The 12,816-nt window shown below is 74.6% G+C and carries 12 protein-coding genes; 3 read left to right on the top strand and 9 right to left on the bottom strand.

Translation table 11 applies throughout. The features are described 5' to 3' along the window. The first annotated feature begins 14 nt into the window (after positions 1-14). From AC07AZ_RS29030 to AC07AZ_RS29020, 3 genes are all read left to right on the top strand, one after another. A complete protein-coding gene (locus tag AC07AZ_RS29030; protein ID WP_478852863.1) occupies positions 15-410 on the top strand; it encodes a hypothetical protein in 396 nt (131 codons plus the stop codon). Next, the gene (locus tag AC07AZ_RS29025) at positions 407-1,360 is read left to right on the top strand and encodes a hypothetical protein (protein ID WP_478852861.1); all 954 of its coding nucleotides are present in this window, start codon (positions 407-409) and stop codon (positions 1,358-1,360) included. Before AC07AZ_RS29030 ends, AC07AZ_RS29025 begins: the two co-directional genes overlap by 4 nt. Positions 1,361-1,707: 347 nt before the next feature. Further along, on the top strand, positions 1,708-2,616 hold the full coding sequence (locus tag AC07AZ_RS29020) for an NAD-dependent protein deacetylase (RefSeq protein ID WP_478852859.1): 909 nt from the start codon (positions 1,708-1,710) through the stop codon (positions 2,614-2,616). A gap of 205 nt (positions 2,617-2,821) precedes the next feature. On the opposite strand, the gene trxB is transcribed toward AC07AZ_RS29020, so the two are convergent. From trxB to AC07AZ_RS28975, 9 genes are all read right to left on the bottom strand, one after another. After that, the gene (gene trxB / locus AC07AZ_RS29015) at positions 2,822-3,772 is read right to left on the bottom strand and encodes a thioredoxin-disulfide reductase (protein WP_478852857.1); all 951 of its coding nucleotides are present in this window, start codon (positions 3,770-3,772) and stop codon (positions 2,822-2,824) included. Positions 3,773-3,883: 111 nt separating this feature from the next. Beyond that, on the bottom strand, positions 3,884-5,407 hold the full coding sequence (locus tag AC07AZ_RS29010) for an FAD-binding oxidoreductase (protein ID WP_478852855.1): 1,524 nt from the start codon (positions 5,405-5,407) through the stop codon (positions 3,884-3,886). Positions 5,408-5,533: 126 nt separating this feature from the next. Further along, positions 5,534-6,118: a serine O-acetyltransferase EpsC gene (epsC, locus tag AC07AZ_RS29005; protein ID WP_478852853.1), complete on the bottom strand. Its 585-nt coding sequence runs from the start codon at positions 6,116-6,118 to the stop codon at positions 5,534-5,536. A gap of 332 nt (positions 6,119-6,450) precedes the next feature. After that, positions 6,451-7,401, bottom strand: coding sequence for an isopenicillin N synthase family dioxygenase (locus AC07AZ_RS29000; protein WP_478852851.1), 951 nt, complete (start codon positions 7,399-7,401; stop codon positions 6,451-6,453). 45 nt (positions 7,402-7,446) lie between these two features. Next, positions 7,447-8,145: a class I SAM-dependent methyltransferase gene (locus AC07AZ_RS28995; protein WP_478852849.1), complete on the bottom strand. Its 699-nt coding sequence runs from the start codon at positions 8,143-8,145 to the stop codon at positions 7,447-7,449. Further along, entirely contained in the window at positions 8,129-9,220 is a 1,092-nt protein-coding gene (locus AC07AZ_RS28990; RefSeq protein WP_478852847.1) for a pyridoxal-phosphate dependent enzyme, read from the bottom strand. The genes AC07AZ_RS28995 and AC07AZ_RS28990 overlap by 17 nt, the downstream gene beginning before the upstream one ends. Continuing rightward, positions 9,217-10,182 carry a formylglycine-generating enzyme family protein gene (locus AC07AZ_RS28985; protein ID WP_478852845.1) on the bottom strand — a complete coding sequence of 322 codons (966 nt, stop codon included), beginning with the start codon at positions 10,180-10,182 and terminating at the stop codon, positions 9,217-9,219. Before AC07AZ_RS28985 ends, AC07AZ_RS28990 begins: the two co-directional genes overlap by 4 nt. Further along, positions 10,179-10,811, bottom strand: coding sequence for a GTP cyclohydrolase II RibA (gene ribA / locus AC07AZ_RS28980; protein WP_478852843.1), 633 nt, complete (start codon positions 10,809-10,811; stop codon positions 10,179-10,181). The genes AC07AZ_RS28985 and ribA overlap by 4 nt, the downstream gene beginning before the upstream one ends. Further along, a complete protein-coding gene (locus AC07AZ_RS28975) occupies positions 10,808-12,637 on the bottom strand; it encodes a WD40 repeat domain-containing protein (protein WP_478852841.1) in 1,830 nt (609 codons plus the stop codon). The genes ribA and AC07AZ_RS28975 overlap by 4 nt, the downstream gene beginning before the upstream one ends. Between the last annotated feature and the right edge of the window lie 179 nt (positions 12,638-12,816).

Raw genomic sequence — 12,816 nt, 5'->3', positions numbered from 1 at the left:
GGACGGGAGGGCGCATGCAGGACGTGGCGGACCGGCTCGAGCGGTTGTGCCGTCTGCTCGGTGGGGGTGAACTCGCCCGCCGGGCCGGGGAGTACGGGGTGGCCGCGCAGTTGGAGCGGGTGCTGGGCGCGTTGCGCGCCGGGACCGATCCGGAGCGGGTGCGCGGCGATCTCGACGCGCTGGACGAGGGATTCGCCCGGCACGGCATCGACGGCCTGACCACCGGGACCCGGGCCTACCAGCCGCTGTCAGGGACCGTCGGGCATCCGGTGCTGCGGGGCTGGGTATGTCCGGCGGCGCACCGCTGCTCGCGGTTCATCCAGCTCGGCACCGGGGCCCCGGACAAGGACGCCGGGCCGGTGTGTGAGGCGCTGGGGACGCCGCTGGTCAGGGTGGAGATCGAGCTGTGAACGCCTTCCTCGGGGAACTGGGCCGGAAGCTGGCCGAGCGCTGGGTGACGCTGCTCCTGCTGCCGGGCGCGCTGTACGTGGCGGTGGTGACGGTCGCGTCGGTGCTCGGCCAGGGGCGGGCGCTTGACCTGCGCGGGCTGAGCTCCTGGATCGACGGCCTTGCGGCGGCGCGGGGCGCCGGTCAGGCCGGGATCGTCGTGCTCGTGGCGGCCGGCGCGCTGGCGGCCGCTGCGGGCGCGGGTCTGACCGCGGCCGCGCTCGGCGAGGGCATGGTGCTGCTGTGGGCGGCGGAGGGGCGGCGCGGCCCGGGGCGGTGGCTGGCCGAGCGGCGCCGTAAGCGGTGGCGGCGGGCGTACGCGGAGGTCGTCGCGGCGCGCCGGGCGGTGGCGCTGAGCGCCGTACCGCCGCACGGGGCGGACCCGCGGGCGCGGGCGGCGCTGCGAGCGGCGCTGGAGCGGTGCCGGCGGATCTGTCCGGTGCCGGCCGACCGGCCGACATGGATCGGGGACCGGCTGCGGGCGGTGGACCTGCGGGTGCACCACGCGTACCGGGTCGATCTGGAGGCCCTGTGGCCGAGGCTGTGGCTGGTGCTGCCGGACCCGGCGCGTGCCGAACTGACGGGCGCGTACGCGGCGTACCGGGCGAACGCCCGGCTGACGGGCTGGGGGGTGATGTACCTCCTGGTGGCGTTGTGGTGGTGGCCCGCCGCGGTCATCGCCGCCGTCACGCTCGTCGCGGCGTGGGTGCGCGCGCGGGACGCGGCGCAGGCGCTGGCGGATCTGGTGGAGGGGGCGGTGGACCTGTACGGGCGTGACGTGGCGACGGCGCTCGGGGCGCTGCCGGCCGACGCCGGCCTGGACCGCGCGTCGGGCGACGCGGTGAGTGCGCTGCTGCGCAAGGACGGGGCGCTGCACCCGGAACCGGCGGATGTGCCCGGGGGCCTGCTGTAGCCGTTTTCTCGCCGGCACCGTCGCCGCGGGGCGGTGTCGCAGGGCGGGCGGGGCGTGGTGGCCGGGAGCCGGCCGGCCCCGGCCCGAAGCGGGGGTTGCCGACTGTTCCGTACTCTGGCGGCATGCGCCTGCGTCCCACTCTGAGCTGGACTTCTGCGGGGGCTGTTGCCGGGCACCACGGATCTCGCGTCGGTGAGCTCTGGCGTTGATGGCGGTGGCGAGTTCCACCAGGGTGTGGCTCCCACCGCGATGTCGCTGAACTCTGCCTCGCCCCGGACGCCGCCCGGGGAGGTGTGCCGGGAGCCGGCCGAACCGGGATGCCGGCGTGTTTTCCGTACCCTGGCGGCATGCGCATGCGTCCCACTCTGAGCTGGACCCCTGTTGGGGAGCTGTTGCCGGGCACCACCGATCTCGCACCGGTCGCCGACATGCTGGGCTCAGGTGGTGTGCTGGTGCTCAGCGGGGCGGGGATCTCCACGGAGTCGGGCATCCCCGACTACCGGGGCGAGGGCGGCAGCCTGAGCCGGCACACCCCGATGACCTACCAGGAGTTCACCGGCAGTGCCGCCGCCCGGCGCCGCTACTGGGCGCGCAGCCATCTGGGCTGGCGCACCTTCGGGCGGGCCCGCCCCAACGCCGGGCACCGGGCCGTGGCCGCGTTCGGGCGGCGCGGACTGCTCGCCGGGGTGATCACCCAGAACGTCGACGGCCTGCACCAGGCCGCCGGCGGTGAGGGCGTCGTCGAACTGCACGGCAGCCTGGCCCGGGTCGTGTGCCTGTCCTGCGGGGAGCGCAGTGCGCGCCGTGAGCTGGCCGGGCGGCTGGAGGAGGCCAACGCGGGCTTCGCGCCGGTGGCCGCGGGCATCAACCCCGACGGTGACGCCGACCTCACCGACGACCAGGTCGGCGACTTCTCGGTGGTGGCCTGCACGGTCTGCGGCGGCGTCCTCAAGCCCGACGTCGTGTTCTTCGGCGAGACGGTTCCCCCGCAGCGGGTCGCGCACTGCCGCGACCTGGTCGGCGAGGCCGCCTCGCTGCTGGTCCTGGGCTCCTCGCTGACGGTGATGTCCGGGCTGCGTTTCGTCCGCCAGGCCGCCCAGGCCGGCAAACCCGTCGTCATCGTCAACCGGGACCCCACCCGCGGCGACCCGCACGCCCTCACCCGTGTCGCGCTCCCCCTGGGAACAGTCCTCACCGCCGTCGCCGGCCGGCTCGGCGTCCCCGTGGAACGGGCCGCACTCCCCTCGGTGCCGTGAACGGCCCGCCCCGGTGCCGTGGACGGCCCCGCCGCCGGCGCCGTGGGGTCCACCCCGGTGCCGTGAACGGCCCACCCCGGCGCCGTGGACCGGCGCCGTGGACGGCCACCCTCGCTGCCGTGGACGGGCCCCGGCGCCGGCGCCGTGAGCGCGCACCGTCGGCGGGTGGACCGCCCGCCGCCCGGCACGTAGGTCGCCGCCGCTGTCAGGCGGTGCGGGTGGTGGCCAGGTGGCGTTCGGCGTCCAGGGCGGCGGCGCAGCCGGTGCCGGCGGCCGTGACGGCCTGGCGGTAGGTGTGGTCGACCGCGTCGCCGGCGGCGAAGACGCCCGACAGGCTGGTGCGGGTGGAGGGGGCGTCCACCCGGAGGTAGCCGGCGTCGTCGAGGGCGAGTTGGCCTTTGAAGAGGTCGGTGCGGGGATCGTGGCCGATGGCGACGAACAGGCCCGTGACCGCGAGCGGGCGGTGTTCGCCGGTGCGGGTGTCGCGCAGGGTCAGCGAGGACAGCCGGTCCTCGCCGTGGAGGGCGGTGACTTCGCTGTCGAACACGAAGGTGATCTTCGGGTTGGTGACGGCGCGCTCCTGCATGATCTTCGAGGCGCGCAGGGTGTCGCGGCGGTGGACGATGGTCACCGAGCGGGCGAAGCGGGTGAGGAAGGTGGCCTCCTCCATCGCGGTGTCGCCGCCGCCCACGACCGCGATGTCGCGGTCCTTGAAGAAGAAGCCGTCGCAGGTGGCGCAGGAGGAGACACCCCGGCCGGAGAGTTCGTCCTCGCGGGGCAGGTTCAGCTTGCGGTGCTGGGAGCCGGTGGCGACGATCACGGTGCGGGCGCGGTGGCGGGTGCCGGTGGAGTCGGTGACGGTCTTGGTGTCACCGGTGAGGTCGACCGCGGTGATGTCGTCGTCGACGATCTCGGCACCGAAGCGTTCGGCCTGCGCCCGCATGTGGTCCATCAGGTCGGGGCCCTGGATCCCCTCGGGGAAGCCGGGGAAGTTCTCCACGTCGGTGGTGGTGGTCAGGGCGCCGCCGACCAGGAGGGAACCGGCGAAGACGAGCGGGTTCAGCTGGGCGCGGGCGGTGTAGAGGGCCGCGGTGTAGCCGGCGGGGCCGGAGCCGATGATGATGACGTCACGTAGAGGGTCGTCGGTGCGGGTCACTGGTGGGTCCTTCGGTCGGAGACAGGGCCGGGGCGGCGGGGTCAGTCGATGGCCGGGGCGAGGCGGGGCGGCGGGGTCAGTCGACGGCCGGGGCGGGGCGGGGCGGCGGGGTCAGTCGATGGCCTGCGCGAAGCGGAAGAAGCGGTCGGGGTCGTAGGCCCGCTTGACGCTCTGCAGGCGGGCGTAGTTCTGGCCGTAGTAGGCCTGGCGCCAGGTGGTGAGGGCCGGGTCCATGTAGTTCTGGTACGCCTCGTGGTTGGAGTGGGCGTCCATGGTGGTGTGGGCGCTGTCGACCCAGGCCCGGGCGCGGTCGCGGTCCTGCGGGTCGGGGTCGGCACTGGGCAGGGTGACGGCGTAGCCGGCGTTGAAGAGGGCGCCGCGGTGGACGAACGCGGTGGCGGCGGCGGGGATGTCGTTGATGCGGCCGCCGTAGGGGAACAGGCCCAGGAAGCGGAACTGGCCGGGTGCGGCGTCGGCGGTGAAGGCGTCCAGGGCGGCCTGGGCGGCGGCGGTGGTCCAGGGCCTGGCGAAGTACAGGTTGCGCTGGGTGGTGTGGGCGTCGCGGGGCAGCTGGGCCTCGGGGGTGAAGCCGATGCGGTGGCATTCGGTGACGGTTTTGTCGCCGCAGCCGTAGACCTGCATCATCGCCTGCGCGTACGGGAGTTCGCTGCTGCTGCGGCTGGTGCCGGGGTGGCCGACGGCGGTGGTGAGGCGGTCCAGGAGACGGTCGCAGTCGGCCTTGGCGCCGTGGTAGGCGCCGGTGAGGACGACGGTGGGCTCCGTGCCGGCGGGGGCGTCGGTGGAGTACAGGAACATCAGCTCGCAGGCGAGTTCACGCGGCGCCGAAGCCATCCAGTCCTGCCAGGCGAGGATCGTCTGGAGGGCGTCGGCGTAGCGGAAGTTGAGGTTGAAGAGGGTCAGCACCGGGATCTGCACGGGCTTGACCTCGTAGTCGGTGACGATGCCGAAGTTGCCGCCGCCGCCACCGCGCAGCGCCCAGAACAGGTCGGGGTTGTCTCCGGCCGAGGCGCGGACGGTGCGGCCGTCGGCCAGGACGACGCGGGCGGAGACCAGGCGGTCGGCGCCCATGCCGTACTTGCGGGAGGTGTAGCCCAGGCCGCCGCCCTGGAGCCAGCCGCCCATGGCGACGGTGGGGCAGGTGCCGCCGGCGACCTGGACGCCGTAGGCGGACAGGGTGTTGACGACGTCGACGCCCTGGCTGCCGGGGCCGAGGTGGACGGTGGCGCCGTCGAGACGGACGGCGGCCAGGCGGGAGACGTCGATGACCAGGCCGGGGCTGGTGGAGTAGCCGGCGGCGCTGTGGCCGCCGCTGCGGACGGCGGTGGCCAGGGCGTTGTCCCGGGCGAAGCGCACGCAGGCGGCGACGTCCGTCTCGGTGGCGCAGTAGGCGACGGCCTGGGGGTGGATGGCGTCGTACTGGGCGAGCTGGAGTTGCCGGGCGGTGTCGTAGCCGGTGTCGGCGGGCAGGACGAGGCGGCCGGTGAGCGTGCTGCGCAGGGTGTTCCAGGGCACCGCGGTGCCGGCGGCGAGCACGAGGCCGCCGGTGGTGGCGGTCAGGGCGGCCGCGGCGGTGGCGCCGGCCGAGGCCCGTATGAGGGAGCGTCTGCTGAGCACGTGGATCACTCTCCGTCTTGTCCGTGAGTAGGACGTGGCTGTCCCGGCGGGCCGGGACGGGGTGTGCGGGTCAGGTGCAGCATCCGTGAGGACGGCGGCAACGGAGCGGAATCGGGGCGGAGTTCGTCACCTTCGCCGCAGTCGCGGCGGGTCGGCGGGCGGCCGGGCGGGGCGGGCCTCGGCGGGCGGCCGGGCGGGGTTGTCGGGGGTGGGCCGGCGGGTGGCCTGCGGGGTCGGCGGCAGGTCGTGCAGGACCAGGCTGTGGGCGGCGATACGGCAGCCGTCGCCCACGGTGACCGGGCCCAGGACGGAGGCGCCGGTACCGATCAGGACGCGGTCGCCCAGGACGGGGTGGCGGCGGCTTTCGCCGGCACTGTCGCGCAGCCAGCCGCGGGAGCCGAGGGTGACACCGTGGTACAGGGTCACGTCGTCGCCGACGACCGCGGTCTCACCGATGACGACGCCGAACCCGTGGTCGATGAAGGCGCGCCGGCCGATGCGGGCGCCGGCGTGGATCTCCATGCCGGTCAAGAGCCGCGCCAGCCGGGTCAGGGCGGCGGCGGCCAGCCGGCGGCCCCGCGTGTGCAGACGGTGGGCGAGCCGGTGCAGGGCCAGGCCCTGCCAGCCGGCGTGCAGCAGCGCCTCCGCCCGGCCGGAGCAGGACGGGTCGCGGTCCAGGACCGCCTTGAGGTCCTCGGCGATCAGCCGCATCAGCGGGACGCCACGACCCTTGCGGGATGCGGGGGCACGGCCCGTGCGGGGGCCGGGGGCACGCCCCACGCCGGGTGCGGGGATACGCCCTTCGCGGGAGGCGGGGATACGGCTTTGGCGCGGCCCGGGGGCACGGCCCACGCCGGGTGCGGGGGTACGGCTCTCACGGGACGCGGAGGCACGGCCCACGCCGGGTGCGGGGATACGGCTCTCACGCGGCCCGGGGGCACGGCCCTCACCGGAGGCGGGGGTACGGCTCTCACGGGATGCGGGGGCACGTCCTTCGCGGGGTCCGGGGGTGGGGTTTTCGCGGGGTGTGGGGCCGGGGCCGGTCATCGGGCGGGCATGGGGGTGGGGGCGGGCGGGGTGTCCAGGCGCCTGATGCGGTACATGGTGCGCTGGAAGAGTTCGTCCGCGGTGAGGGTGGCGAAGCGCTGCGGGCCGTTGTCGGCGTCCGGGATGCGCAGCGGGGACAGGGTGGTCCAGGGCGCGGGGTGGCAGAACTGCACGATGGACAGGCGCCCTTCCCGGGCGCCGGGGCGGGCCACGACGCGGTGGACGGCGGCGCGGGCCAGGCCGTTGGTGAGCCGGTCGAGGACCATGCCGACGTTGACGACGGCGTAGCCGGGCGGCGCGTCGACGGCCAGCCACTGCCCGTCGAGGAGGACTTCCAGGCCGGCCGCGGTCGCCCGGGGCAGCGCGGTGATGAGATCGAAGTCCTGGTGTTCCACCGCCCACACGTGCCGGGTGGAGGGGGCCTGGTCCATCGGCGGGTACCAGGTGGCCCGGTTGACGACGGGCCCGTCCTCCAGCATGTCGGTGAAGTAGTCGGGGTGGGCGCCCAGCGCGCCGGCCAGGGCGCGGACCACGTCGTGCTGGAAGCGCGCCATGCGGGTGTGCAGTTCGCGCAGTGCGGAGCCGATGCCGGGCACCAGGTGGTCGGGGAAGTAGGGGTCGGGGTAGCGGGCCGGGTAGCGCAGCCGCAGCGGGTGGCGGGCGGGCAGCGGGGCACCCCAGTGGAAGAGCTCCTTCCAGTCCGCCACCGTGCCTTTCTCGGCGTGTTCCACCAGGGCGGGTGTGTAGCCGGACTGGCCGTTGCTGCCGGGCGTGCGGCAGGTGTGCTTGGCGTCGGCGTCCAGCGCGAAGAAGGCGTGCAGGAAGGCGTACGCCTCGTCCAGGAGGCTTTCGGGAACGGTGTTGCGGACGAGGAAGAACCCGTCGCGCAGCGCGCCGCGCAGGTGCTCGCGGCCGCCGGGCCGTTCCAGGTCGATTTCCTTGAGCATGGTCGGTCCCTTTCACAGGGGGACGGGTTCATCGGTGGATCGTGTTCACTGCCCGGTCTTGCGGAAGGACAGCACCAGGTATTCGAGCCGGTGGCCCTGGTAGTGGAAGTTCCGGTCGATCACCAGGCGGCCGGCGGGGGTGAGCCCGGCGTCGGTGTACAGGGCGGTGACGGCCTGCTCGGTCAGCCACCAGTTCAGGCGGCCGTCGTCCAGGGGCAGTTCGGTGATCTCGCCGTGCGGGCTGAGGAAGACGCTGACGACCGCTACGCCGCCGGGGCGCAGCAGGCGGGCGCCGTGGGCGGCCCAGGCGGGCCAGTCGCTGCGGCGCTGGTGGTGCAGGCAGCCGTTGTCGACCAACAGGTCCAGGCCGGCGGTGGTGAAGTCCAGGAAGTCGCCCTGCACGAAGCGGGCCTGGCCGCGGGCGGGTGGCGGGGCGTCCCACACGTTGAGCAGGTCCAGGCCGGTGCTGTCGGCGTCGAGGTGTTCGGCGAGCTGGGCGGTCTGGTGGCCGCGGCCGCAGCCCACGTCCAGAACGCGCCGGCGGGCCGGGCCCGGTGCGGGGGGTGCCTGGGCGCGGGCGAAGGCGGTCACCTGGGCGTTGGTGTCGGCGCCGGTCCACGAGTCGCGGCCCTGGCCGTACCAGTGGCCGAAGGAGTCGGCGACGACGCGCCGGTAGTCGCCGTAACCACTCTCAGGGTTGTGGTGGTGGTCGTGGTCGGTGGGGGTGTCAGTGGTCGGCGGCATGGGCCCACTCCTCGGCTGTTCCGCGGCCGGCGGCGACGGCCACGGCGTGGCGGCCGCGCGGGCCTTCGTCGACGATGCGGGAGGCGCTCAGCCAGGCGCCCGCGGCGCTGGCGGAGACGGCGATCTGCTGGCCGCGGCGCAGTCGCCGCATCGCCTCCAGCGCCTGGGGATAGCTGATGGTGGTGAAGGTGAAGTCGTCCTGGTAGGGGGCCAGCAGGGGCTGTTTGAGGCAGTGGCCCAGGCCGCCGGTGCCGTTCATGCGGCGGGCGGCGGTGGGGGCGCGGTGGTCGCCGTAGGGCGCCTCGGCGGGGAAGACGGCCAGCGGCCGGCAGCCGGGCCAGCGGGCGCGCAGGGCCTGGGCGGTGCCGACGAGGGTGCCGGCGGAGCCGACCGCCGCGGCGAACGCGACGGGCCGTACGCCCTGCTGGGCGAGGCGGGTGGTGATCTCCTGGCCGGTGTGTTCGCGGTGTACGGCGGCCGCCTCGGGGGCGCAGTGCTGGAGGAGCAGGTGGCGCTGTTCGCGGGCGGCGATGCGGACGGCTTCGTCCATCGCGCCGAGGAATCCGCCGCCTTCGGGCCCGTGGGTGACAGGCGTGCCGTAGCGGTGCAGGGTTTCTACGAGGTGGCCGGGTGCGCCGTGCGGTACGGCCAGGTGCAGGTCGAGGCCGAGGTGGGAGCACATGTCGGCCAGGGCCAGGGCCAGGGAGCCGCCGGAGTACTCCACCAGCCGCACGTCGCGGGTGCCGGCGCGGGCGAGGGCCGCGCACAGCAGGGCGTAGGCGGTGCGGGCCTTGACGGTGCCGGTCAGGTTGGCTGCCTCCGCCTTCAGCCACACCGTGCCGCGCCCGGCCCGGCTGGGCACGGGCACCAGCGGGGTGGCGCCGATGGCGGGGCGGATGTCGGCGAGGCCGGGCAGCAGGCGGTGGGCGCGCCGCTCCAGCGGGGCGAAGGGTGCCTCGATGTCGGCGCGGCTGGGCCGGCGGGCGGCCAGCACCTGGGTGATGTGCGTGCGCCGCACCGCGGCGGGCGCGGTGGGTGCGGGTGGGGTGAGGGTGGTGGGTGCGGGTGCGGTCATGACGGGCGCTCGCTGGTGGCCAGGCGGAACCCGACGGGGTAGAGGGGGCCGGGGAAGGCGCCGTGCCGGCGGCGGGTGCGGGTGAGGTCGCCGAAGCGGGCGAAGCTGCCGCCGCGGGCGATCCGGTAGCGGCCCATCGACTCCACGAGGTGGTCGGCGATGTGCTCGCCGCCCGGGTAGGGGGCGTAGTCGTCGGCGGTGAACTCCTCCACGTTGCCGCCCATGTCGTGGGCGCCGAAGGGGGCCTGGCCGGCCGGGAACGCGCCGACGGGTGTGGTGGTGTGCACGCCCGACTCGCGGGTGTTGGCGGCGTCCGGGTCGAAGGCGCCGGCCCACGGGTAGGGGCGGCCCTCGGGGCCCTTGGCGGCGTACTCCCATTCCGCTTCGGACGGCAGCCGCCAGGGGTGGCCGGTGCGGTCGCTGAGCCAGCGGGCGTAGTGGTCGGCGTGGGCGGCCTCGATGCCGGCGACGGGATGGTTGGAGCGGTCCCAGGGGTAGGCGCCGAGGTACCAGGTGGAGGGGCGGTCCTCGATGCCGGTGTCGGTGAGGAAGGTGTGCCATTCGCCGTTGGTGACCGGGTAGCGGGCGATCCAGTAGTCGGCCAGGGTCACGGTGTGTTCGGGGCATTCCTTGGCGATCCAGGACTCCTCCACGCCGTGGCCGGCCCAGGCGCGGGTGACGTGGGCGATCTCCTCGGCGGGCAGGCCGATGGAAACGGCGCCGCCGGGGACGCAGCAGACGGCGGGCTGCGCGGTGATGCGGGGATCGCCCAGCAGGGCCAGCATGGCGCCGGCGGCGAGCCGTTCGGCCAGCGGCAGCGCGGCGTCCTCGACGGCGGCGGCCAGCCGCAACCGCTCCACGGAGACGGGGTGTTGCTGCGGGAGGGTGTGGACGCGGGCCGGGTCGGCGAGGCCGGCACGTTCTTGGAAGTGCGGGCTGCGGGCGACGTCGTCGAGGTTCACGCGCTCGCCTCCTTCAGCAGGGCCAGCGTGTGGCCGCTGGTGGCCTTGGCGAGCAGGTAGCGGGAGTTGTGCGGGGTGAGGTGGACGGCGGTGGGCAGCACGGCCTCGACCCGGATGCCGAGCTGGCGCAGCTGGGCGACCTTGTCGGGGTTGTTGGTCAGCAGCCGGATGCGGGTCAGGCCCAGGGCGCGCAGCATGGCGGCGGCCGCCCGGTAGTCCCGCTCGTCCTCGCCGCGGCCGATGATCCGGTTGGCGCTGAAGGTGTCGATGTCCTGGTCCTGCAGGACGTAGGTGTCGAGCTTGTTGTAGAGGCCGATGCCGCGGCCCTCCTGGCGCAGGTAGAGCAGGACGCCGCCCTCGTCGGCCAGAGCGGCCAGGGCTTCGTCGAGCTGGGGTCCGCAGTCGCAGCGGGCGGAGCCGAGCACGTCGCCGGTCAGGCATTCGCTGTGCAGCCGCACCAGGGGCACGGTGTGCGGGGTGTGCGGCAGGACGCAGGCGATGTGCTCCAGGGCGTCGGGCAGGTTGTGGAAGGTGACCAGTTCGGCCGGGCGGCCGGCGGCGCGCTGGAGGGTGATGGGTACGCGGGCGCGGATCGAGGCGGCCTGCGGCAGTGTGGTGAGGGAGTTCATGCTGCTCTGCTTTCCATCGTGGGTGCGGCGGGCATGGTGGTCGCCGGGGAAGCGGTCAGCAGGTCGGCCAGGTGCAGCGAGCTGCGCACGGCGGGCCGGCCGGCGAGGTCGAGGCCGACGAGGTCGATGCGGCCGTCCCAGCCGGCGACGGCGACCGTGCCGTCGGCGAGGCGGAGCATGCAGGACAGTCCCTGGGCGAATTCGGCCAGGACGTGGCCGGAGGCGAGGGTGGCCGCCGAGTCGTCCCAGTCGACCTGCCAGGCGTACAGGCCGAAGTCGTAGGAGCCGGCCAGGACGACGGGATGTTCCGCGCTGCCCAGCAGGGCCACGCATTTCACGGACTCGTCGGGGCCCAGCAGGGTCTGCACCCGCTCGGCGCGCCAGGTGGTGTCGGGCAGGCGGACGATCCGGCCGGCTTTGACGGTGTGGTCGCGGGAGGCGCTGGCGGCGGCCTCGCTGCCCAGGGCGGCGACGGCGTTGACGAGGTTGCCGTGTTCCCACAGCGTGCTGCGTCCGCGCGGGCCGCCCGCCTGGACGGTGCGGTCGGTTGCCGCGGACAGGAAGCCGCCGGCGTCGAGGGCGGTCAGTGACTTCACCGACCCGTCGTGGGCCTCGATCCGTTCGCGTACGGCGAGGGTGTCGGGGTCGAGCAGGAGGAACTCGCCGTTGTAGGTGCCGGCGACGAGGTGGCCGTCGTGGAGGGTGAGGGAGGGCAGCGGGGAGCCGAGGCGGGCGCTGGTGGTGAGGGTGGTGCCGTCGTGGCGCAGGACGTGCCCGGAGTAGGTGCCGGCGTACAGGGTGTGGCCGTCGCCGGCCAGGGACAGCACGGGCCCGTCGCTGACCTCGATGACGCGGGCCGGGCCGCGGCCCGACGCGCCCGGCCGCAGGGCCAGGACGAGGCCCGAGTCGGTGGCGACGAGGAGTTCCTCGCCGTGCTGGGCCAGCGCGTTGGGGCCGTGCGTGGGCCGGTCGGGGGCGGTGATCTCGCGGCCGGTCGCCAGGTCGTACAGGTGTGGGCCGTTCCAGAAGCTGCCGGCCGCGACGAGGTCGTGGGCGACGTCCACCGAGCGCGGCCACAGCCGGCGGTCCTCGACCCGGTGCAGGCGGGTGCCGGCGATGTCGAAGTGGTGCAGGGCGCCGTCGTAGGCGCCGACGACGAAGGAGGAGTCGTCCTCGGCCCAGGCGACCGCGCGGGCCGCCGCGGTGGACACCGCCACCGTGCGCACCACCTCCAGGCCGGCGGTGAGCAGGTCGACGGCGCCGTCGTCACGGGCGACGGCCAGCATCCGGCCGGAGTGGGACCAGGCGCAGCCCTCGATGGAGGAGTCGTAGCGGCGGGTGAGGGCTGTGGTCGGCTGGTCGGGGTCGTGGACGGCGACCAGGCCGTCCTCGCCGACGGTGGCCACCAGGCCCTGGGCGCTGACCGACACCATCATGCAGTGCGCCTCGTGGGAGGCGACCTCGGCGAGGAAGACGCCGTCGGCAGCCGACCACAGGGTGGCGCGGCCGTCCTCGGAGACGCAGATGAGCCGCTCGCCGTCGGGCAGCCAGGCCACCGAGTTGATGTCGTCGGTGTGCCGGGCCAGCACCGCGTGGAGGTGGGTGCCGCCGTCTTCGCCGATCCGCCAGATCGCCACCGTCTTGTCGGCCGACGCGGTGGCCAGCACCTCGGGGTCGACGGGGTTCCAGGCGGAGGCGTTGACCAGGCGGCGGTGGCGCAGCCGGGCCAGCGGGGTGGGACGAGACGGGTCTGCGGTGTCCCAGACGATCACGGTGCCGTCGTAGGAACTGGTGGCCAGGCGCTGTCCGTCGGGCCTGAATCCCACATGGGTGAGGGGAGCGGAATGGCCTGGTCCGTAGGCCGGAAGGTCAATGGTTCGCACGCCGTCTCGTCCTTTTTCTCGGGTCGCTCAGGTTTCTCGGGCCGCTCGGTCTTTCTCTTTTTTCCGGCTTCTCGAAATCGCCGGGCTATCGGGTTCACCGAGCGCCGAAGTTAGGCGGGAGG

The sequence above is a fragment of the Streptomyces sp. NPDC043878 genome (assembly GCF_056435735.1).
The sequence above is the reverse complement of the archived record's forward strand: the minus strand, read 5'-3'. Positions and strand labels throughout refer to the sequence as shown.

Bases quoted from the DNA above. Each gene is read 5' to 3' on its own strand.
- AC07AZ_RS29030 (WP_478852863.1), top strand. From the start codon at position 15: ATGCAGGACGTGGCGGACCGGCTCGAGCGGTTGTGCCGTCTGCTCGGT.
- AC07AZ_RS29020 (WP_478852859.1), top strand. From the start codon at position 1,708: ATGCGCATGCGTCCCACTCTGAGCTGGACCCCTGTTGGGGAGCTGTTG.
- epsC (WP_478852853.1), bottom strand. From the start codon at position 6,118: ATGCGGCTGATCGCCGAGGACCTCAAGGCGGTCCTGGACCGCGACCCG.
- AC07AZ_RS29000 (WP_478852851.1), bottom strand. From the start codon at position 7,401: ATGCTCAAGGAAATCGACCTGGAACGGCCCGGCGGCCGCGAGCACCTG.
- AC07AZ_RS28995 (WP_478852849.1), bottom strand. From the start codon at position 8,145: ATGCCGCCGACCACTGACACCCCCACCGACCACGACCACCACCACAAC.
- AC07AZ_RS28990 (WP_478852847.1), bottom strand. From the start codon at position 9,220: ATGACCGCACCCGCACCCACCACCCTCACCCCACCCGCACCCACCGCG.
- ribA (WP_478852843.1), bottom strand. From the start codon at position 10,811: ATGAACTCCCTCACCACACTGCCGCAGGCCGCCTCGATCCGCGCCCGC.